At 43.3% G+C, this 20890-nt stretch carries 18 protein-coding genes; 10 read left to right on the forward strand and 8 right to left on the reverse strand.

Annotation, left to right across the window (positions count from 1 at the left end; all coding sequences use genetic code 11):
- Positions 1-24 precede the first annotated feature (24 nt).
- Both FHS68_RS16750 and mtaB read left to right on the forward strand, forming a co-directional pair.
- Positions 25-1860, forward strand: a complete 1836-nt coding sequence (locus FHS68_RS16750; RefSeq protein ID WP_167272154.1) for an LTA synthase family protein — start codon at positions 25-27, stop codon at positions 1858-1860.
- Between the two features lie 37 nt (positions 1861-1897).
- Positions 1898-3226: a tRNA (N(6)-L-threonylcarbamoyladenosine(37)-C(2))-methylthiotransferase MtaB gene (gene mtaB / locus FHS68_RS16755; RefSeq protein ID WP_167272157.1), complete on the forward strand. Its 1329-nt coding sequence runs from the start codon at positions 1898-1900 to the stop codon at positions 3224-3226.
- Between the two features lie 212 nt (positions 3227-3438).
- Here the strand turns inward: mtaB and FHS68_RS16760 are convergent, their stop codons facing one another.
- The 3 genes from FHS68_RS16760 to FHS68_RS16770 form a co-directional block, all read right to left on the reverse strand.
- Positions 3439-4758, reverse strand: coding sequence for an ammonium transporter (locus tag FHS68_RS16760; protein WP_167272160.1), 1320 nt, complete (start codon positions 4756-4758; stop codon positions 3439-3441).
- A gap of 51 nt (positions 4759-4809) precedes the next feature.
- Positions 4810-6003, reverse strand: coding sequence for a porin (locus FHS68_RS16765; RefSeq protein WP_229211933.1), 1194 nt, complete (start codon positions 6001-6003; stop codon positions 4810-4812).
- A gap of 347 nt (positions 6004-6350) precedes the next feature.
- Positions 6351-6698, reverse strand: coding sequence for a 4Fe-4S dicluster domain-containing protein (locus FHS68_RS16770; RefSeq protein WP_167272163.1), 348 nt, complete (start codon positions 6696-6698; stop codon positions 6351-6353).
- Positions 6699-6828: 130 nt separating this feature from the next.
- Between FHS68_RS16770 and FHS68_RS16775 the strand changes: the two genes are divergently transcribed.
- On the forward strand, positions 6829-7854 hold the full coding sequence (locus tag FHS68_RS16775) for an acyl-CoA reductase (RefSeq protein WP_167272165.1): 1026 nt from the start codon (positions 6829-6831) through the stop codon (positions 7852-7854).
- Here FHS68_RS16775 and FHS68_RS16780 read toward each other — a convergent pair.
- The gene (locus FHS68_RS16780; protein ID WP_167272168.1) at positions 7826-8746 is read right to left on the reverse strand and encodes an alpha/beta hydrolase; all 921 of its coding nucleotides are present in this window, start codon (positions 8744-8746) and stop codon (positions 7826-7828) included. The two genes, FHS68_RS16775 and FHS68_RS16780, sit on opposite strands and share 29 nt — an antisense overlap.
- Positions 8747-8773: 27 nt before the next feature.
- Between FHS68_RS16780 and FHS68_RS16785 the strand changes: the two genes are divergently transcribed.
- The 7 genes from FHS68_RS16785 (at position 8774) to FHS68_RS16815 (ending at position 16074) form a co-directional block, all read left to right on the forward strand.
- Entirely contained in the window at positions 8774-9481 is a 708-nt protein-coding gene (locus tag FHS68_RS16785) for an esterase family protein (protein WP_167272170.1), read from the forward strand.
- Positions 9482-9511: 30 nt separating this feature from the next.
- Entirely contained in the window at positions 9512-10675 is a 1164-nt protein-coding gene (locus FHS68_RS16790) for an ATP-grasp domain-containing protein (RefSeq protein ID WP_167272172.1), read from the forward strand.
- Between the two features lie 20 nt (positions 10676-10695).
- A complete protein-coding gene (locus FHS68_RS16795) occupies positions 10696-11793 on the forward strand; it encodes a carboxylate-amine ligase (RefSeq protein WP_167272175.1) in 1098 nt (365 codons plus the stop codon).
- 29 nt (positions 11794-11822) lie between these two features.
- A complete protein-coding gene (locus FHS68_RS16800) occupies positions 11823-12665 on the forward strand; it encodes a type 1 glutamine amidotransferase (RefSeq protein ID WP_167272177.1) in 843 nt (280 codons plus the stop codon).
- A complete protein-coding gene (locus tag FHS68_RS16805) occupies positions 12658-13851 on the forward strand; it encodes a hypothetical protein (RefSeq protein WP_167272179.1) in 1194 nt (397 codons plus the stop codon). The genes FHS68_RS16800 and FHS68_RS16805 overlap by 8 nt, the downstream gene beginning before the upstream one ends.
- A gap of 61 nt (positions 13852-13912) precedes the next feature.
- On the forward strand, positions 13913-15124 hold the full coding sequence (locus FHS68_RS16810) for an aspartate aminotransferase family protein (protein WP_167272181.1): 1212 nt from the start codon (positions 13913-13915) through the stop codon (positions 15122-15124).
- A gap of 71 nt (positions 15125-15195) precedes the next feature.
- The gene (locus tag FHS68_RS16815) at positions 15196-16074 is read left to right on the forward strand and encodes an aldose 1-epimerase family protein (RefSeq protein WP_167272183.1); all 879 of its coding nucleotides are present in this window, start codon (positions 15196-15198) and stop codon (positions 16072-16074) included.
- 32 nt (positions 16075-16106) lie between these two features.
- On the opposite strand, the gene FHS68_RS16820 is transcribed toward FHS68_RS16815, so the two are convergent.
- The 4 genes from FHS68_RS16820 to dnaE all read right to left on the reverse strand — a co-directional run bounded on the left by FHS68_RS16820 (position 16107) and on the right by dnaE (position 20869).
- The gene (locus FHS68_RS16820) at positions 16107-16502 is read right to left on the reverse strand and encodes a type II toxin-antitoxin system HicB family antitoxin (RefSeq protein ID WP_167272185.1); all 396 of its coding nucleotides are present in this window, start codon (positions 16500-16502) and stop codon (positions 16107-16109) included.
- Between the two features lie 5 nt (positions 16503-16507).
- On the reverse strand, positions 16508-16687 hold the full coding sequence (locus FHS68_RS26785) for a type II toxin-antitoxin system HicA family toxin (protein ID WP_167272188.1): 180 nt from the start codon (positions 16685-16687) through the stop codon (positions 16508-16510).
- 122 nt (positions 16688-16809) lie between these two features.
- Positions 16810-17142, reverse strand: a complete 333-nt coding sequence (gene trxA / locus FHS68_RS16830; protein WP_167272190.1) for a thioredoxin — start codon at positions 17140-17142, stop codon at positions 16810-16812.
- Between the two features lie 88 nt (positions 17143-17230).
- Positions 17231-20869 carry a DNA polymerase III subunit alpha gene (gene dnaE, locus FHS68_RS16835; RefSeq protein ID WP_167272192.1) on the reverse strand — a complete coding sequence of 1213 codons (3639 nt, stop codon included), beginning with the start codon at positions 20867-20869 and terminating at the stop codon, positions 17231-17233.
- Positions 20870-20890 lie beyond the last annotated feature (21 nt).

The following is a 20890-nucleotide window of genomic DNA, read 5'->3' on the forward strand; positions in this document are numbered from 1 at the left end:
TTTGCAGATTCCCGACAGACACCAATGCGTAAAAGATTAGAATTCGTTGCCCTTTACGGCATAAGCTGGGTCGTGCTTTTCCAGCTTTTCCGGATATTATTTCTGGCTTACCATTACAAAAGGACATTTGAACTTCCACCGTTGCTGTGGTTCCAAAGTGCCCGGCATGGATTGCAAATGGACATTTCCTTTGCAGCCTACATTCTGGTTATACCTACTTTATTGCTCATTTTCACCACAAAAAAATGGGAATGGTACCGGAAAGCGTTGAGGATATTTAGCTTTATCATTGTTTTCCTGATCACATTACTTGTGGTCACGGATCTGGAATTGTTCAGGGCATGGGGTTTTCGGATTGACGGTACTTCGTTACATTATCTGGAAACACCCGTCGAGGCCTGGGCTTCCATGGCGGCTGCACCGGTATTCGCACTTTTGGTACTTTTCGCTAGCCTGTGCTTTATGATCGACAGGATATTTGCAGCCCTGATCAAACGGGTCGTAGGTGCTTTCAAAAAGTCGGGTTATCTCTTCACCATTCCTGTTTTTTTGGTTCTGACGGGCAGCCTCATCATTCCAATTCGCGGTGGTTTGCAACTGGCCCCGATGAACGAGAGTGCGGTTTTTTTCAGTGACAAAAGCTTTGCGAATTATGCCGCCGTGAATGTGCCATGGAATTACATGAGCTCGCTTTTAAATGCGACCTATTCAAAGAACAACCCTTTTTCGTATTTCCCCGAAAATGACCTGAATACAATGATTTCCCCACTTTATCAAAAAGGCGGAGAGACTATCCAGGTTTTGGACACGACCAAGCGTTTGAATGTGGTTGTGATCATTTGGGAAAGCTTTACGGCGAAAGTTGTTGGGCATTTAAACGGCGTGAAAGGCGTTACCCCACAATTTGACAAGCTTTCGAAAGATGGGATGCTCTTCACCAACTTATATGCGAGTGGCAACCGCAGCGACAAAGGAATGGTGGCGATATTGAGCGGCTACCCGGCACAGCCTACCAACTCAATCATTAAAATTCCGAAGAAAACAATGTCCTTACCCTCATTGCCAAAAGAATTTCATAAAAATGGCTGGTATACCTCATTCTATTATGGAGGAGAAACTGAATTCGCCAATATGAAATCGTATTTCCTGCAGCAAGGTTTTGACAACATTATTGATAAAAATGATTTTGAGAAAAAAGACATGAATTCCAAATGGGGCGCACACGATCATATTGTTTTGAATAAATTACTAAATGACCTGGATGCACAGAAAGAGCCTTTTTTCACAACGCTATTTACATTGAGCAGTCATGAACCATTTGAAGTGCCCGTAAAAACTGCGATCCCTGGCAGTGACCCTGAACATTTGTTTTTGAATGCCCATCATTATACAGATGCCTCGATTGGTGATTTTATTGCAAAAGCAAAAAAGAAACCTTGGTGGTCAAATACACTTGTGATCATCATTGCGGATCACGGGCACCCGTTGCCAGAAACCGACCGATCCAAACCGGCTGAATTTCACATTCCAATGCTTTGGCTGGGCGGGGCTATTGCCAATAAAAAGATGAAAATTGACTCGCTTTGCTCACAAACCGACCTGCCGGCCACGTTGCTTAACCAGCTGCATTTGCCATCGGGTCAATTCCAATGGAGCAATGATATTTTCAAAAAGGACCGCAATCCATTTGCCTATTTTGTTTTTAACAATGGATTAGGCTGGATCAAACCCGGCGGATTCCTAGTGCGTGATAACATTGGCGGCAACATTACGGAGAAGGGCGGCAAATTGGACAATGCGGACGAGAAGCTGGGAAAAGCCTTTTTACAGGCATCCTTTACAGATTATTTAAGACGTTGACCGCAAAAGGTGTAATTTTGCAGCATAATTGAAAATAATGAAAAAAGTCGCATTCTACACATTAGGCTGTAAACTCAATTATTCCGAAAGTTCCTCGATCGCCCGGATGTTTGAGCAGAAAGGCCATTCCAGGGTTGAATTCAATGAAAATCCGGATATTTTTATCATTAATACCTGCTCGGTTACCGAGAATGCAGATAAGAAATGCCGTAAAATCGTTCGCGAAGCGCAAAAGATAAATCCGGACGGTTATGTTGCAATCATTGGCTGTTATGCGCAATTAAAACCCAAAGAAATTTCTGAAATACCGGGCGTGGATGCTGTTTTAGGAGCAGCTGAGAAGTTCCGGCTTGTGGAATTGATTGACACTTTTGAAAAAAAACCGGTCGGGCAACCTGCACAGATTATCGCTTCCCACATCGACCAGGCAATTGAATACCATACTTCTTACTCTTTGAATGACCGCACCCGTACTTTTCTAAAAGTACAGGATGGCTGCGATTATCCCTGCGCATATTGTACCATTCCATTGGCAAGAGGCAAAAGCAGATCGGATACCATTGAAAATATTGTGAGAGCAGCGTATGAAATAGCTGCTCGCGATGTAAAAGAAATTGTGCTTACAGGAGTTAATATCGGCGATTTTGGCTTGCAGAATGGTGAACGTAAAGAAACATTTCTGGATCTTATCAAAGCTCTGGCCGATGTTGAAGGAATTGTCAGGTTCAGGATATCGTCCATCGAGCCCAACTTGCTAACCGACGAAATCATCACATTTGTTGCGCAATCAAAACGTTTTGCACCGCATTTTCACATTCCGTTGCAATCCGGTTCAAATAAGGTGTTGGGATTGATGAAGCGGCGTTACAAAAGAGAATTATATACGGAAAGGGTCGCCAGAATTAAAACCCTTATGCCTGATTGCTGCATCGGTGTGGACGTTATCGTAGGACATCCGGGAGAGACACAGGAATTATTTGAGGAAAGCTACCGGTTTCTGAATGATCTCGGCATTTCCTATATGCACGTATTTACTTATTCCGAACGAGAAAATACAACAGCCTTGGAAATACGGCCGATCGTTCCTAAAAGTGTCCGGGCCGACCGGTCAAAAATGTTGCACATTCTCTCTGAAAAAAAGAAAAGGTTTTTTTACGAACAACAAATCGGGAAAACGGCGACGGTACTTTTTGAAGACGAAGTTCAGGAAGGTCAAATGCTTGGTTTTACAGAGAACTACATTCGCGTAGCTGTGAAGTATGATCCGATGCTGATCAATGAGACGAAGGAAATCCGTTATGATCATTTGAACGGATCAGGATTCATGGAGGTTACAGAACTCGAAGAAGTGCTTTCAACACCATAGCCGTCAACCTGAGCGTTTTGGGTTCGTCAGGACAGAGCCGGAGGCTCGAACGATATCCTAACAACGGATTTCAATCCGTTGACCGCAGGGCAGAAGGATAAGTAAAGCCTTAGGCCAGATCCAAAGTAGTCATGTTGCCGGTGCGCCGGTGCGTTATAAACGCAGAAAGCCCGGGAAATCCCAGGCTTTTTGCATTTATAACGTCGAGTAAACTATGCCTCAACAAGGAACTCATCATGTTGGCTGATATCAAGACCAGCAGCTTCATCTGATTCAGAAACGCGAAGCGGCAGGATAAGGTCAGTAACTTTCAGAAGCAGGAATGAACCAGCGAAAGCGAAAACAGATACACCAACCAGCGCAATGACGTGGTTGATGAACAATGTCGTTTCACCAAACGCAAGTCCCTGATCCACAACCAGTGAGTTCACACCGCTTGTAGCGAAGATACCTGTCATCAACATACCAACCATACCACCAACACCATGGCAAGGAAACACATCAAGTGTATCATCCAATGTAGAACGGGTACGCAAATGAGCCACATAATTACTAATAATGGCAGCAACAGATCCGATAAACAATGCGGCAGGAACCGTTACAAAACCAGCAGCTGGTGTAATCGCTACCAAACCGACAACCGCACCAATACAAAATCCAAGGGCAGAAACTTTCTTACCTTTTGCAGAATCGAAAAGTACCCAGGCAAGACCGGCAGCACCGGCGGCAGTATTGGTAGTTGCGAACGCAGACACTGCAAGAGGACCGGCTGTCAAAGCTGAACCAGCGTTAAATCCGAACCAACCGAACCAAAGTAAACCTGTTCCCAATAGAACGAAAGGAATGTTAGCAGGCGGCAAAACGTGATCTTCCATTAATGACTTACGTCTTTTCAGGTAAAGAGCGCCGGCAAGTGCAGCCCAACCAGCAGACATGTGAACAACAGTTCCACCAGCAAAGTCAAGTACACCCATTTTGAAAAGGATACCATCTGCATGCCAGGTCATATGCGCTAGCGGAGCGTAGATGAAGATGCAGAAAAGGATAATGAACAGAACGTAAGAACGGAAATTTACTCGCTCAGCCATTGAACCGGTTACCAATGCAGGCGTGATTACGGCAAACTTCATTTGGAACATTGCGAACAAAGCGAAAGGAATTGTTCCCCAAACTGGTCCGTCCAATACGCCTTTAAACATAAAGTGGGTCATTGGATTTCCGATGAAACCACCAATGTCCTCACCAAATGCAATACTAAAACCAACAACTACCCACAGTACACTAATTACACCCATCGCGATAAAGCTCTGAAGCATTGTGGAGATAACATTTTTGTTGTTCACCATTCCTCCGTAAAAATAGGCAAGGCCCGGAGTCATGAGCAGTACCAACGCAGAAGAGACAAGCAGCCACGCTGTGTCGCCCGAATTTACGCCTTCGGTGACAATTTGTGTCGGAACATTGGGCACGAAGGCACCGAGGATGCTGATCACCAACAGGATAATCAGTGGGATGAATTTACCTTTTTTCATTGTTGTAAAATGTGGTTATTAATGTAGATTAAGAAGGTATTTGTTAACGTATTAGAATTTGTAAATAAATGCGAGTCCGAAAGTCGTCTGGCTGTTTTTGGTGAAGTTGCCATCAGAATCTTCAAATTGTTGCTCTTCGCCAGCCCCTGAAACCTTTGGATAAGCGTCCAGACGGAATTCAGGTTTTAGCAGAATGTGTCCGTCGGCCAGGGTAATGTTACCAGTCAATGTAACAGAGTTAACCTTTGTCCCTAATCCTGCGCGGGTTAGCAATCCACGAACACCATTGTCGTTGTTGAAATATTCATAACGGGCACCGATACCAAAGTTATCAGTCAACGCACTGTTTGCGTAAACGGCGACTCCACTCCATGATTCCGAATCAGCTGGTCCGCCAAATCCCTGGTAATCTCCTTTTTGGCTACCATATGCGGCATTTAAGCCAAGCAGGAATTTTTCAGTTATTTGAAAGCTGGTGGTAAGGTCAAACATCTGGTAAAAACCTTCGGGTTGTTGTCCCAAGCTATCTGTATTGGCCTCGTTGCTGCCAATGTAGTTCAGATAAACGTTCCAGTTATCAACAGGTTTAAAATATAACTGGCTTATAATTCCTTTTGCGCGGTTGTTATCCCCTAATGCATCCACATTATTTACAACACCCACCATTAAAGAGGCTTTGTCTGAGAAAGCATAAGTTGCTTTCAAGCCAGCATGGTAGAAAGGTCCATTGTTGAAAAGATTTGATAGAGAATAATTAAAGTTGGCTGGGGCATCGATCACCTCATAGCCAATGTGGGTTCCGAACTGACCGGCAGTCATCGAGAACTTGTCTGTGAATTTGTAAGTAAAGTAAGCTTGTTTAATAGCAAGTGCGGTGCTGAATAATGCATTTCCGTAATTACCAAGGTTCGCATTAGGACCGAATGTCAGATCCACGACGGCTTCGGATTTGCTGTTGGTGTAAACCACTTTTGTTTGAACCAAACCCAACGAGAATTGTCCCGATCTCTGGTCGAACACCCTGGCGTTGGTTGCTCCCATATTGGACCGGGATGCTGGCTTGTTGAAGTTGGCCATATAATAAGAATCGAGATAGCCCGAAAACGCAAAAGTACCCTTTGCATCTTCCTCTACTTCGGCTACAACTATTGTATCCGCTTTGACCGCTATCTTATCCTCACCCGACTTCGGAAAACCCAAAAAAGGAACCATCAAAGATAATACTGCACAATAGACTTTTTTCATAATTATATTCTGTTTAAGTTAATACTACTCTCCGGCTGGATTTATGGATCAAATATTGTTCTAAAATTATATTTATCAAATAATCTCAACAAAATTTATACAGAAAAATACAATAATCATTTTTTTGTGCTCTTTTTTATTAGATTTTAAACATTAAAATTGAAAAATAACAACTTTAATAAGAAAATTAATATTCTGTATTCGGATCATTAAACAAAATTTTCTTAATAATCCTCCACAGGCATTAGTAAGAAATTTTATTATTATAGTGCCATTTTGCTTGGTGTTCGAGCACAAAAAAAGCCCCGCAAGTAGCGGGGCTCGAAATCTTATTTGGTCATTTAAAGCTATTCTCCGTGCATCCAGGCTTTTTTAGCCAATAATGTATCATCCTCTTCTTCATGGTCAGGATCGGGAATGCAGCAATCCACCGGACAAACGGCAGCACATTGAGGCTCTTCATGGAAGCCTACGCACTCGGTACATTTATCTGAAACAATGTAGTAAAATTCATCTGAGACAGGGGACTGTTTTTCTTTACCGCTTACTAAGGTACCATCGCCAAAATCCACCTCATCCAAACTTGTCCCATCCCCCCAGGTCCACTCTACACCTCCCTCATAAATTGCTGTATTGGGGCACTCTGGCTCACACGCCCCGCAGTTTATGCACTCATCGGTTATCATTATAGCCATAGTCGCCGGATTGTTTATATTTGTTACTATTTCTTCTGTTTAGATTAACAAATATAACTATTTATAGTTTCCCAACAATCAGAAAAATTAAAACCGCATCTGCAATTACACTTTTTATAGTTGAATTAGAATGATATCGCGCACAAGGAGAGTCGAAGCCTTTATAAATCTTGGCAGAATAATAAACGAACCTGCCCATAAAGAGGTGATTGAAGACTGGGTCGATCAGGCAAAAAGTAAAAATAACTGGTTTACAAGAGAGAATGTATTCATGTCGTTAAAGGCCATCGCAATACAATTTCTGGACGAAAAGAAATTAATAAGCTGGTCAGAACGATATCCGGAGCCTGCTTCATATAAAAAAGTCGGGGTTGTGATGGCTGGTAATATTCCAGCAGTCGGATTTCACGATGCGCTTTGCGTGCTCATAAGCGGGCATACATTGCTTGCGAAACAAAGCTCAGACGATGAAGTACTAATTCAGGCGCTTTTAAAGAAGCTGACTGAGATTGAACCTGACCTAAAAGATCACATCATTTTCGCTGACCGACTGAACGATGCAGATGCATATATAGCCACTGGAAGCAATAATACGGCACGTTACTTCCATTACTACTTCGCAAAAAAACCAAATGTGATAAGGAGGAACCGCACTTCTGTTGCTGTGCTTAACGGCTCCGAAACCACTCAGGAACTTGCTGCACTTGGACGGGATGTGCTGCAATATTATGGCCTGGGCTGCCGCAATGTCTCCAAACTTTTTGTACCGTCTGGATATGATTTTACCAAGTTTTACGAATCCATAGCAGATATGGAAAGTACCTTCCTGCACCATCATAAATACTTCAATAATTACGAATACAATAAGTCGATTTTCCTCATTAACCGGGTGCCGCATCTCGATAATGGCTTTCTGATGATCACCGAAGGAGATGCACTTGTTTCACCGATCAGCGTACTGCACTATCATCCTTATGAAACCATAGACGAAGTGGAGGCGCAGTTGTCGGATATGCAAGATAAGATCCAGTGTGTGATCGGGAACGTGAGTCTCCATTTGCCCGGCTCTCTGGATTTTGGCTCGTCACAGCAGCCGGGACTTTCCGATTATGCCGATTCCATTGATACTATGCAATTTTTGGCAGAGCTGAGTTAGAAGCCGGCTCGCTGTGGGCAGACACCCATTGGAAAAAGTCCGGGAGGATCGTCGACCAGGTTTCGGAATTGTGGCGACCATCCTCAATTTCGGTATAAAAAACATCCTGATTCCATCGGTAACCTTTCTTTTCAAGCTCAGAAATACATTCTAGTGTATCTTGTACAGAATCAATGACGCCATCACCATCCCGGTCGTCGTACTCATCGAGAGACCCACATTGAAACCAAAATTTTAAACCAGCCTTAGCTTCGGTATTGCGGATTTGGGCATGCATAATGCGGTCGGAATCGCTGTATCCCTCATCCAATGCCTTTTGCCTCCACCATAACGAACCGGAAAAGACCCCGGCCCTGGAAAAAACAGCAGGGTGGTTCCAAACCATATCCAAAGCCATCAAACCACCCAGAGAGAAACCCGCATACGTAATGTTGGTCAGGAGGACATTGTAATTCTCTCCCAGAAAAGGCAGCAACTCCTTCAAAACAAAATCTGTGGTAGCCATTGCCTTGTTACCCCTATCAGCATAATCTGCCTGAAAGGCTGTTCCATATTCATAGATTCGGTCAAAATTGGCGTGAATACCGACTACGGCATAAGGATGAATTACCTGCGTTGAGATCAACTCATTTAAGGTGTCAACCATATTTAAAGCATCGAAATCCTGCCCGTCATTAAACAAGATCAGAGGGTAAATTCTTGACCAATCATACCCGGCTGGCAGATTTATTGTGACGATAACCTCCCTGTTTAGATAGGTCGAACAGATTCTTTTGGTGTCGGATATTATCGCCGGATAAGGCTTACTCAAACTCACTTTTCTGATGATTATGCTGAATTTAAACGTGCAAGGTATTAATTTGCTTCCTATGAATTGTTTTGTATATTTCATTTATTAAAAAATATAAACCCCCTTCATTTGGACGAGAAGCACATCAAATACTATTCTCATCATCTCGATAGAGACATTGAGATGCTGGTATACGGCAATTGGGGCTATCCGGTTTTACTTTTTCCAACAACATTGGGGCGTTACTATCAAGCCAAAGACATGGGCCTGATAGATTCAGTAAGAGGCCTGGTCGACTCGGGCAAATACAAAATATATTGTGTCGATTCCATTGATGCGGAATCCTGGTACGCGAAACACATGAACCCGCAGTACCGTATCCTGAATCATGTTCAATATGATAAATTTCTAACCAATGAACTTGTGCCTTTCATCCGGCATGAATGCAATGTTGGGAAAATCGGTGTGGCGGGATGCAGCTTTGGAGGGTTTCATGCAGCCAATTTTGCATTCAAGCATCCCGAACAAGTGGCTTATATGGTCAGTATGAGCGGCGCTTTCGACATTCGCAGCTTTACCGACGGCTTTTACGATGATACGGTCTATTTCAATAACCCCGTCGATTTTATGCCTAATGAACAGGGTTGGCGGTATGGGCATATGAAAATCGTGCTGGGTACGTCGGATTGGGATATCTGCCTTGCTAGCAATATTAGAATGTCGAACATACTGAATACCAAAGGAATAGACCACTGGCTGGACATTCGCGGCTGGGAAAAGCACGATTGGCCGCTATGGAACAGCATGTTCCCGCATTACCTTTCCCGCATTCTTTAAAAGATTAAAAGCAAAACGAAAAACCTTGTTATGAAAAAAATTGGTATTCTGTTTGGAATGGAAAATACATTCCCAAACGCATTTATTGAAAGAGTAAATAGCAAAGCTGTGGACGGCATCATTGCCGAAGCTGTATCAATAGATAAGGTAGTACAAGCCGGCCCAACCGATTACGCTGTAATCATTGACAGGATTTCGCAAGACGTTCCTTTTTACAGGGCCTTCCTTAAAAACGCTGCTTTATGTGGTACTGCGGTTATCAACAACCCATTTTGGTGGAGCGCCGATGAAAAATTTTTCAATAATGCATTGGCGGAGCAAATAGGAGTACCCGTTCCGAAAACGGTGCTCCTACCTTCCAAAGAACGCCCTGAAAATACTTCTGAAACATCGTTCCGTAACCTTGCATTTCCGATGGCCTGGGAAGAAATTTTCCAATATGTTGGCTTTCCGGCCTATATGAAGCCGCACGATGGAGGTGGCTGGAAAAGTGTTTACAAGGTTTTGAACCCACAGGATATGTGGTATAAACACGAAGAAACCGGTCAGCTGGTAATGATGCTGCAAGAGGAAATCGTATTCGATGATTACGTTCGCTGTTATTGCATTGGGCAAAAAGATGTGCTGATCATGCCCTACGAGCCACGCAATCCGCATCATTTGAGATATGCCTCTGAATTAAAGGCGACAGGCGAAGAGCGTGAAAAACTACTTGCAACCATTACGGATTACACATTGAAATTGAATGTTGCATTGGGATATGATTTCAATACAGTAGAATTCGCTGTCCGCGACGGCATTCCAATTGCAATCGACTTCTGCAATCCTGCTCCCGACGCTGATATTTACTCAGTGGGCCGCGATAATTTTGATTGGGTTGTTGAGGCAGCTGCCAATATGGCGATCGAAAGAGCGCAAAAGCAGGTTCCAGGAAAGGTTAATCTCACTTGGGGCACATTCATAAGTAATGCTGCGGCAGCTCCTGCGGCTTTGGCGCCCACTTCTACTCCTGCTGAAACGCCCGCGACTGATGTCGCGAAAGAGGTTAAAGTGAAAGCCGTTGTTCCTAAAAAAGCGGTGGCTGCCAAGCCAGTAGCTGAGAAACCTGTCGCTGAACCAGAACCGGTTGTTCCTACCAAAAAAGCCGCAGCAACCAAAGCACCTGCGAAAAATTCTAAAATAAAGAAGTCTTAATTTATTGATTCAAAGCTTATATGGCCACTTTCACACTAGGAATTGAAGAGGAATTTCAGACTATTGATCCGGTTACCCGCAATCTGCGCTCACACATGTCCAAGCTTGTTGAGGATGGCAAAATCACCCTGAAAGAGCGTGTGAAGGCTGAAATGCACCAGGCGGTGGTAGAAGTGGGCACTAATATTTGCCATAATATTCAGGAGGCACGCGAAGAAGTTACTTACCTCAGAAAAATGATCCTCGACCTGGCAGCCAAACAGGATCTGCGCGTGGCAGCGGCAGGCACCCATCCTTTTGCGGACTGGGTCGACCAGCTGATAACGCCTGATCCCAGGTATGATGAAATTATCGATGAGATGCGGGACGTGGCGCGGGGTAACCTCATATTTGGTCTTCATGTGCATGTGGGAATCGAAAGCCGGAACGAAGGAATCCAGATTATGAATGCGGTGAGATACTTTTTACCGCATATTTATGCATTATCAACTAATTCACCCTTTTGGTGCGGGCGCAATACTGGATTCAAATCCTATCGCTCCAAAGTATTCGATAAATTCCCAAGAACAGGTATTCCGGATTTTTTCTCCAGTGCGTCAGAATACGATGAATATGTGGAGCTGCTGGTCAAGACCAAATGCATTGATAATGGTAAAAAAATATGGTGGGACATTCGGGTTCACCCATTTTTCAACACCATCGAGTTCCGTATGTGCGACGTACCCATGCGTACCGACGAAACGATTTGTCTTGCCGCGATCATGCAGGCGCTGGTGGCAAAAATCCACAAACTGCACCGCATGAACCTGAGTTTCAGGCCATATCACCGAATGCTCATTAATGAAAATAAATGGCGTGCAGCCCGCTATGGCATTCAAGGTAAGCTGATTGACTTTGGAAAACAGGAAGAGGTTGAGTATAAGATCCTGGTCGTAGAGTTGCTTGAATTTATAGATGACGTGGTGGATGAATTGGGAAGCAGGAACGAAATTGATTACATCCACCAGATCATGGAAATGGGAACGGGCGCTGACAGGCAACTTGCTGTGTATGAAAAGACGGGCGATATGAACGCAGTAGTGGATTATATTGTAGAAGAAACAAAAGTGGGACTTTAATCACAAAAATCCCTAAGCAAAAAGACTCAATGACACCTAACAATAAACATTTCCGGATTGCCATTCTGGACATGTACAATGGCCACGACAACGAGGGCATGCGTTGTATCAAAAATATCATCGCCAACTTTGGTGTAAACGAGGCTGTCCATGTCGACTTTACCGTCTTTGACGTGAGGCAGAAGCTCGAAATTCCAGGTTTGGAATTTGACGCCTATATATCTACTGGCGGCCCCGGCAATCCTTCGCCGGTTGGAGAAATTTGGGAAAAGAAGTTTTTCAGTTTTCTGGATCATCTGCTGCAATTCAATGCAAAACGGCAAAACCGGATCAAAAAGCATCTTTTCCTAATATGCCATTCTTTTCAAATGGCATGCATTCACTGGGAGTTGGCCGGAGTAAGTAAAAGAAGGAAAACATCTTTTGGTACATTCCCCGTATACATGACGAGTACTGGAAGAAAAGATCCTTTGCTCCAAGGATTAGCAGACCCGTTTTGGATTGTTGATTCCCGTGATTTTCAGGTAACTCAGCCCAATCCGTTTATGATGGAAAACACGGGTGCCAAATTACTTTGTCTGGAAAAAATAAGGCCACATGTTCCGCTGGAAAGAGCTGTGATGGCCATTCGTTTTTCCAATGAAATCGTGGGTACACAATTCCACCCGGAAGCGGACGCGGAAGGAATGCTCCGCTATTTTCTCAGGGACGATAAAAAAACAAGCATTATTTCGGCTCTCGGTGAAGCCAAATACAATGATATGATTGAACACCTGAATGATCCCGACAAAATATCTTTGACCGAATCTCGGGTCATCCCTGCATTTCTCAAAAATGCATTGAACAAAACTTTTCCCCTGGCCTATGCATAAGCAAGCCCGAGAAGCATTTAACCGTTCTTTTACAGAAAGCAAATACCAGGATTTTGTCGCATCGTTTGAATCTGCTTTTCCAGGGCAGCTTGATTTCCGCGTTGCCGAAACGCCGGTTTTTGTACCCAAAGAACTCAAAGAAAAGATCTTACAAGCTTCGGACGAGATTATCAGCACATTGCTTTCACCCGATTTCAAAGAAAAGACGGACAGGGCTGTTCCTGAGGATCAGAATGTGCCTGGGGAAAATGCGCATACATCTTTTTTGGCGATTGATTACGCCATCTGCAGAAATAAAGCAGGCGAGCTTGTCCCGCAATTAATTGAACTACAAGGATTTCCATCCATTTTCGGTTATCAGGCTTTTCTTTCCGAATCTTTCAAAAAATTCTTCGATATCACGGAAGGTTTTGAATATGTTCTGGGTGGTGAAGATTATGAAGGTTACGTTCAAAAACTTAAAGATCTGATTTTAGCTGGCGCAGATCCGGAACAGGTTATTTTATTGGAAATTTATCCGGAAAAGCAAAAAACAAAGGTTGATTTTGCGGTAACCGAGGCAATACTTGGCGTGAAAGCCGTATGCTACACGAAGCTAATCAAAGAAGGAAAACGGTTGTTCTACGAAAAAGAAGGTAGAAAAATCCAGATTAAAAGGATTTATAATCGCCTGATTTTTGACGATTTGCAAAACTACCCTGACCTGGACACCAGCTATCACTTCACAGACGAGGTAGATGTCACCTGGGTCGGTCACCCAAACTGGTTTTTCAGAATAAGTAAATTTTCCATGCCATTTTTAAGCAGTCCCTACATTCCCGAAACCAAATTTGTGAGTGACTACCAGGGCAACTTCCCGGATGACCTTGAAAATTATGTATTAAAACCGCTTTTCTCTTTTGCTGGAGCGGGCGTGCAGTTGCATATTTCTGAGAAGGATCTGATTGCTTTAAGAGATCCCGAAAACTATATTTTGCAGAAAAAAGTGACCTATGAACCAGTCATTCAGGCTCCTGATGGTTTGGTCAAATGCGAGATCCGGATGATGTATGGCTGGAATGATGATGCGCCGAAACCAGAACTACTGATCAGCCTCAGCAGACTTAGCAGGGGAGAAATGATCGGCGTACGCTTCAATAAGGACTTCACCTGGGTCGGCGGAAGCGCGGGCTTTTTTGAAACATAACATCAACCCAAATTGATCTTTTCATAAGATTTATACTTTATAAAAGTATTAATAGTCTAGAATGTACATTACACATCGCCAACTTTTTTTTGACCATTTAGCACAAACGTCAGACTATCCGCTCGCCATTGAGATTGAAAGAGCCGAGGGCATTTATATGTACGGCCCGGATGGAAAATCCTACATTGACCTGATATCTGGTATCGCTGTAAGCAATGTTGGCCATCGTCACCCGAAGGTACTTGCCGCAATCCATGCACAACTGGACAAACACATGCATTTGCTGGTTTACGGTGAATATGTTCAAAATATCCAAGTCCGACTTGCAAAGGCATTGACGGATACATTGAATTTACCAGCACAATTTCCCTCCCCTTTCGGACTGATTGATCATGTATATTTTACAAATTCAGGTACGGAGGCTGTGGAAGGGGCTATGAAACTGGCTAAGCGATTCACGGGCAGAAGCGAATTCATTTCTTGTTTCAATGCATACCACGGGGCTAGTCAAGGGGCATTAAGCTTGGCAGGAGCTGAATTTTTTAAAAGAAATTTCCGCCCGCTACTTCCGGGTATTCAGCACATTACTCATAACTATTTACCCGATCTTGAAAAAATTTCACCCAAAACTGCTGCGGTTGTAATTGAAATCATTGGCGGAGAATCGGGCGTTCGCATTCCGTCTAAAGAGTACCTGGTTGCATTGCGGAAGAAATGTACCGATGTCGGTGCGCTGCTGATTATCGACGAAATCCAGACTGGCTTTGGACGAACAGGAAGCTTCTGGGCATTTGAGCCATTTGGAATATATCCCGACATTTTGCTGAGCGCGAAAGGAATGGGCGGTGGGATGCCGATCGGCGCATTCATGGCGTCGCAGCAGATTATGGAGGTTTTAAAAAACAGGCCTATTCTCGGCCACATTACTACGTTTGGTGGGCATCCGGTGAGCTGTGCATCTTCTCTGGCAACATTGCAGGTAATTTTGGAAGAAAACCTGGCGCCTCTGGCCATTGAAAAAGGTCAACTCTTCAAATCGCTTTTGATCCATCCGAAAATTATAGACGTACGGGGTATTGGGCTAATGCTGGCAGCTGAAATGGAGTCGTTCGAAACGCTTAAAAATACCATTGACCGGTGCATTGGGAAAGGTGTCGTTACCGACTGGTTTCTATTTTGCGATAACGCCATGCGCATCGCTCCTCCACTCACAATTACCGAGGAACAAATAAAGGAATCTTGCGCCATGATACTTGACGTTTTGAATTCCTGACATTTATTGACCAATCGACGTTCATTGTCCGATCTTAATATTTGAAAAAATACACGCAAAACTCCAATCTCATGAATTATTCAATTGCAAATGAGCATTTAAAAATCACGGTTCAGGAGACCGGTGCAGAATTGTGCCAGATCCAATCAACGGTAACTGGTAAAGATTATTTGTGGAATGCCAATCCAAAAGTCTGGGCAAGTTACGCCCCTGTGTTATTCCCGGTAATTGGGGCCATTAAAAATGGTTTTGTTAGCTATAAAGGTCAGGAATATGCTGTACCACGTCACGGTATGGTCCGGAATAACGCCAATGTGAAGTTGGTAAGTCAAACCAACAGCAGCCTGACATTTGGTTTGAAATACAGCGAAGAAACGCTGGCAGTATATCCTTTCAAATTTGAATTTCTGATCACCTATTCGCTTGAAGGCAGTCATGTTATCGTCCAACATAAGGTGATCAACCATGGGTCCGACGAAATGCTATTCTCTCTGGGCGGTCACCCTGCATTCAAATGTCCACTTCACGAAGGTGAAACTTATGAAGATTATTATCTTGAATTTGAAGCAGTTGAAAACGACTCAACCTGGCTGCTGGAAAAAAATGGCTTAGTAAGTAACGAAACCCGTCCCGTACTTGAACATACCAATGTCCTGCATTTGAACTCACACTTATTCGATCACGACGCGCTTATTTTCAAGCATTTAATTTCAAATCAAGTAAGTCTGCGGAGTACAAAATCCGGCCAGGTTATCACATTACATTTTGAAGATTTTCCATATCTGGGAATCTGGGCGAAGCCAAACGCACACTTTATTTGCATTGAACCCTGGCTGGGAATTGCAGATAGCGCGGATTCGGATCAGAATTTTGAAAATAAAGAAGGTATTCTGACACTAGCGCCAGCGGCTCACTTTCATGCAAACTATACCATTGAAATTAACGAATAGCCCAATCCGCGGTCACAGAATATCTCAAATACCTACAACTCCACTGACAAGAGCTCATTTCCAAGCCTGTGAAGCGCCATTTCAATTTTTTTCGCCTGCGCTGGTCGCGGTTTTTTCAGGCCTGAGGCATAGTGGTTGAGCAACTTTTCATTAATCCCAGTTAATTTTGCTATTCCCGTCTGATTAAATATTCCTTTATAATACTGCAAAAAGCTTCCCACATCCAGTTTCCATACCAGTTCATACTCACCTTTCAGTGCAGCAGGAATATTTTTGTCATCGAAAGATTTGACAATTTCTATACATTCGAGAATGGACTGTTTTACTTCCTCGATGGTTTCTCCACCCCCATTGATTTTGTCTACATTGTCGCCGTAAGCCCAGAAGAAATCCTTGCTTCGCTCTATAATCACTCTTATCTTTTTCATAACAACTATATTAATTTCATTTTTTTGACGGTTTGCAATCGTATTCCCTCTCCAATTTCCTTTGATCCATGATACGCGACAACATAGGTCTCTTCTCCCTTCCTATAAACGTAGTGGCTTCCCCTAGATCTAATACAGACCCAACCATTCCGCTTTATGATGCGATGAAACTCAGAAGATTTCATAGATAGTGTGGTAAAAGGTAATATTTTTAAAGGTATATAATAATATACCTTAATCAAAGCTTAGACCATAAAAAAAGCTCCGAAAAAATCGGAGCTTTCTTAACTTCACAAATCGCTATTACTTAAACAGTAGCTTCGATTTGAGCATTTAATTTATCTTCCAAAGTAGTTTTAGGTACTACACCTACCACTTTATCAACTAATTGTCCTCCTTTAAAAATCATCAATGTCGGGATACTGCGGATACCGAATTTGGCGGGAACAGAAGAATTCATATCTACGTCCATCTTACCAATGATTGCTTTTCCTTCATACTCACCAGCCAATTGCTCTACAACCGGTCCGATCATCTTACAGGGGCCACACCATTCTGCCCAAAAATCCACAAGTACCGGTTTGTCGCCCTGGATAAGTTCTTCGAAGGTGCTATCGGTTATTTCAACTGCTTTTCCCATGTTAAAAAGTGTCTAATGTTATTTTATAAATCTGGTATGATAAGGATTATTTATATCTAAAAGTTCCTGATTTACGCTACTAACACGATCAGTTCAGAGAGAATTTAACACCATGAAACCCTCTCAACTCTTTGAACAGTTCATTGGAGGGGGAAATGCGGTACCCGCGAGACAGCATCTCAACTTCCAGGTGCGTATCAGGATCTATCACCGTCATATTCACCGAACAGGCACCAGGATGGCTGTTGAATGTATCGTTCAGTAAGTGTATAAATTGCGCGTCGATTTGATCTAACGTAAGGTTGATCTTAATTTTTTTACACATTTTCTCCCTGATTTCTGGCAGCAACTGAATCTGGGATATCTTAAATTCAAACTGATCTTCCTGCTTCCAACGGTTCTGGACTTTTCCTTTGATATACAAGAACTGGCCTACCTGCATATAGTTTTTGAAACGAATATAATCCTCGCCTCCAAGCAACATTTCCATGGAACCCTGATAATCCTCAATCTTAAAAATCATAAAGTTGCTCCCGTTTCTCGACATTTTTTCTTGTGAACTGGTAACAATTCCTGCGACACTGATCTCTTTTCCAAAATATCTCGGAGACTTTTCGCCGTCGTTGATTTCCATCACCTTTTCGAGCGTACAATTACAAAAATTGTCAAGCTCGACCCGGAATGTATCCAATGGATGCCCCGAAATGTAAAACCCCACTACCTCCTGCTCATAGCGAAGCTTGACCAGGTCATCCCATGGAGCCATAACCTGCGCCTTGGGCTTTGCCACATCCGCTCCGCCACCTGAGTGGCTGAATAAGTCAATAGCGCCACCACCCTGAAACTTATTGGCATAGCGAATCAGCTTTTCAATAAATGTGGCGTTTTCGCTGGCGTCTGACGCAAAATACTGGGCTCTGTGGTATTCTGAAAAACAGTCAAAACCACCCGCGTAAGCCAGGCTTTCCAAAGTTTTTTTATTAACCGTTCTCAAATTCACACGTGTCATAAAATCGAAAACATCCTGAAAAGGTCCCTTTGTATTCCTTTCCTCGATTATCGCTTCTACGGCCGCGTCCCCGCTTCCCTTTACCCCGGCTAACCCAAATCGGATTTCATGCTTCTTATTCACATTAAACTGGCGATCCGATTCATTTACATCAGGGCCTAATACTTTAATTCCCAGATTTTTACATTCCTCCATGAAAAAGGTAATCTTGTCAATGTTCCCAAGAGAACTGGTCAAAACCGCCGCCATGTACTCGGCCGGGTAATGTGCCTTGAGATAAGCCGTTTGGTATGCAACAAAAGCGTAGCAAGTCGAGTGGGATTTGTTGAATGCATAGGATGCAAAGGCTTCCCAGTCCGTCCAGATCTTTTCTAGTTTCTTGGCATCGAGACCATTATCTGTCCCGCCTTTCATGAAATCACCTTTGAGCTTATTCAGCGTCTCAATTTGCTTCTTACCCATCGCTTTCCGCAATGTATCCGCCTGACCTTTTGTAAAACCAGCCAGCTTCTGCGAAAGAAGCATTACCTGCTCCTGATAAACTGTAATGCCATAGGTATCAGACAAATACTCTTCCAGTTCCGGTAAGTCATAGGTTATTTCCTCGTGACCATTTTTACGGCGTATAAAGTTTGGGATGTATGCGATCGGACCTGGGCGGTACAATGCATTCATGGCGATCAAATGCTCAAAACGATCCGGAATGAGATCGCGCATGTGCTTTTTCATACCATCCGATTCAAACTGGAAAATCGCGTTGGTCTCCCCTCTCTGGAATAATTCAAAAACCTTCGGATCGTCCAACGGAATGTCGTCAATAACGATATCCTTATTATGGTTTTGTTTGATCAACCGCAGCGCCTCTTTAATGATCGTCAGATTTCGCAAACCCAGAAAATCCATCTTGATGACTCCTGCATCCTCAATGATTTTTCCCTGATATTGGGTAATCAGAAAATCAGAATCTTTTGAAGTACTAACCGGAATAATTTCGGTTAAATCGCTCGGTGCAATAATGATCCCGGCAGCATGGATACCCGTATTTCTCACAGTACCTTCCAGCCTGCGAGCCTCTTGTAAAACACTCGCCTGCAAATCGTTACCTGATGCAATGGCCCGCATTTTTTTCACATTATCTAATTCATCCGGCGCAATGCCCTCTTTTTTTGTTAAACTCCCCTCTCCTTCGAGCGGTGCTGTGAAAATCCTGTTGAGGGTCATGTTGTAAGTCGGTTTATCAGGAACCAGCTTAGCCAGCATGTTGGCGTCGGAAAGCGGAAGGTCCATTACCCTGGCCACATCTTTGATCGCCGATTTGGCTGCCATTGTACCATACGTAACAATTTGTGCAACCTGATTGTAACCATATTTTTTTACAACATAATCAATCACTTTCTGACGGCCTTCATCGTCAAAATCGGTATCAATATCAGGTAATGATATCCGATCAGGATTCAGAAAACGCTCAAAAAGGAGGTCGTATTTGATTGGGTCAATGTTGGTAATACCAGTCGAATATGCGACTACCGATCCGGCTGCGGAACCACGGCCCGGGCCTATAAATACGCCCATCTTACGCCCGGCATCAATAAAATCAGCGACGATAAGAAAGTAACCCGGGAAACCCATGTTACGGATTACATTCAATTCGAAATTCATCCGCTCCTCGATTTCCGGCGTTATCGTTCCATATTTCCGTGCTCCGCCTTCAAATGTGAGGTGTTTGAGATATTCCCATTGATTCAAAACATCAGCAGTAAGTTCCTTTTTCCCAGCCATTTCCGACAAGGTATGCGTCTTGAATTCTTCGGGAATCGGGAAGTTGGGTAACAGAATATCTTTCCTTAAATCAAGGGTTTTTATTTTGTCAACAATCTCATTGGTATTGTCCAGCGACTCCGGCAGATCATTGAAGAGTGTCAGCATTTCGCTGGTCTTCTTGAAATAAAACTGGTCGTTGTAAAAAGCAAATCGTGAGCCTTTGGGAATTCCTTTGTCATCATCGAAATCTTTGGCGGATGGCGTGCTTTGCTTATCACCTGTATTAATACAAAGCAAAATGTCATGAGCATTCCAATCATCGCGATCCACATAATGCGAATCATTGGAGCAGATCACCTTCACCTTATACTTCTTAGCAAATCTAACAAGTACCTCATTGACAATGTGTTGATCACGAATGTCATGCCGTTGAAGCTCCACGTAAAAATCGTCACCAAATAAGTCCAGCCACCATTTGAATTCCTTCTCCGCTGCCTCTTCCCCCAGCCTTATGATAGTTTTAGGGATGACAGCACCAATACAACATGTGGTCGCAATCAAACCTTTGTGGTATTTTACAATCAGCTCCTTATCGATACGGGGATATTTACCGTACATACCCTCCATAAACCCCAGAGAGCACATTTTGATCAGGTTCTTATAGCCTATCTCATCTTTCGCAAGAAGCAATTGGTGAAAACGAACGTCCTTTTTATCCTTTGTGAACTGGCGGATGTTCCTGTCCTCGACAACATAAAATTCACAGCCAACAATGGGTTTGATACCTTGCTTGTTACCCTCTGCCACAAATTCAAACACCCCAAACATATTACCATGATCGGTAATTGCAACAGCAGGCATATTATCCTCTTTTGCTTTCTTGAAGAGTTTTTTGATATCAGCAGCGCCGTCGAGCAACGAGAACTGGGTATGGCAATGTAGGTGTGAAAATTGCATTGGGTGGGTTTTGAAAAGACT

Source organism: Dyadobacter arcticus (assembly GCF_011762185.1).
Classification (GTDB): Bacteria; Bacteroidota; Bacteroidia; order Cytophagales; family Spirosomataceae; genus Dyadobacter; species Dyadobacter arcticus.

Coding starts and splice junctions, on each gene's coding strand:
- FHS68_RS16770 (WP_167272163.1), bottom strand. CDS start 6,698: ATGGCTATAATGATAACCGATGAGTGCATAAACTGCGGGGCGTGTGAG.
- FHS68_RS16765 (WP_229211933.1), bottom strand. CDS start 6,003: ATGAAAAAAGTCTATTGTGCAGTATTATCTTTGATGGTTCCTTTTTTG.
- FHS68_RS16750 (WP_167272154.1), top strand. CDS start 25: ATGCGTAAAAGATTAGAATTCGTTGCCCTTTACGGCATAAGCTGGGTC.
- FHS68_RS16800 (WP_167272177.1), top strand. CDS start 11,823: ATGACACCTAACAATAAACATTTCCGGATTGCCATTCTGGACATGTAC.
- FHS68_RS16780 (WP_167272168.1), bottom strand. CDS start 8,746: ATGAAATATACAAAACAATTCATAGGAAGCAAATTAATACCTTGCACG.
- mtaB (WP_167272157.1), top strand. CDS start 1,898: ATGAAAAAAGTCGCATTCTACACATTAGGCTGTAAACTCAATTATTCC.
- FHS68_RS16795 (WP_167272175.1), top strand. CDS start 10,696: ATGGCCACTTTCACACTAGGAATTGAAGAGGAATTTCAGACTATTGAT.
- FHS68_RS16820 (WP_167272185.1), bottom strand. CDS start 16,502: ATGAAAAAGATAAGAGTGATTATAGAGCGAAGCAAGGATTTCTTCTGG.
- FHS68_RS16815 (WP_167272183.1), top strand. CDS start 15,196: ATGAATTATTCAATTGCAAATGAGCATTTAAAAATCACGGTTCAGGAG.
- dnaE (WP_167272192.1), bottom strand. CDS start 20,869: ATGCAATTTTCACACCTACATTGCCATACCCAGTTCTCGTTGCTCGAC.
- FHS68_RS16805 (WP_167272179.1), top strand. CDS start 12,658: ATGCATAAGCAAGCCCGAGAAGCATTTAACCGTTCTTTTACAGAAAGC.
- trxA (WP_167272190.1), bottom strand. CDS start 17,142: ATGGGAAAAGCAGTTGAAATAACCGATAGCACCTTCGAAGAACTTATC.
- FHS68_RS16810 (WP_167272181.1), top strand. CDS start 13,913: ATGTACATTACACATCGCCAACTTTTTTTTGACCATTTAGCACAAACG.
- FHS68_RS16775 (WP_167272165.1), top strand. CDS start 6,829: ATGATATCGCGCACAAGGAGAGTCGAAGCCTTTATAAATCTTGGCAGA.
- FHS68_RS16790 (WP_167272172.1), top strand. CDS start 9,512: ATGAAAAAAATTGGTATTCTGTTTGGAATGGAAAATACATTCCCAAAC.
- FHS68_RS26785 (WP_167272188.1), bottom strand. CDS start 16,687: ATGAAATCTTCTGAGTTTCATCGCATCATAAAGCGGAATGGTTGGGTC.
- FHS68_RS16760 (WP_167272160.1), bottom strand. CDS start 4,758: ATGAAAAAAGGTAAATTCATCCCACTGATTATCCTGTTGGTGATCAGC.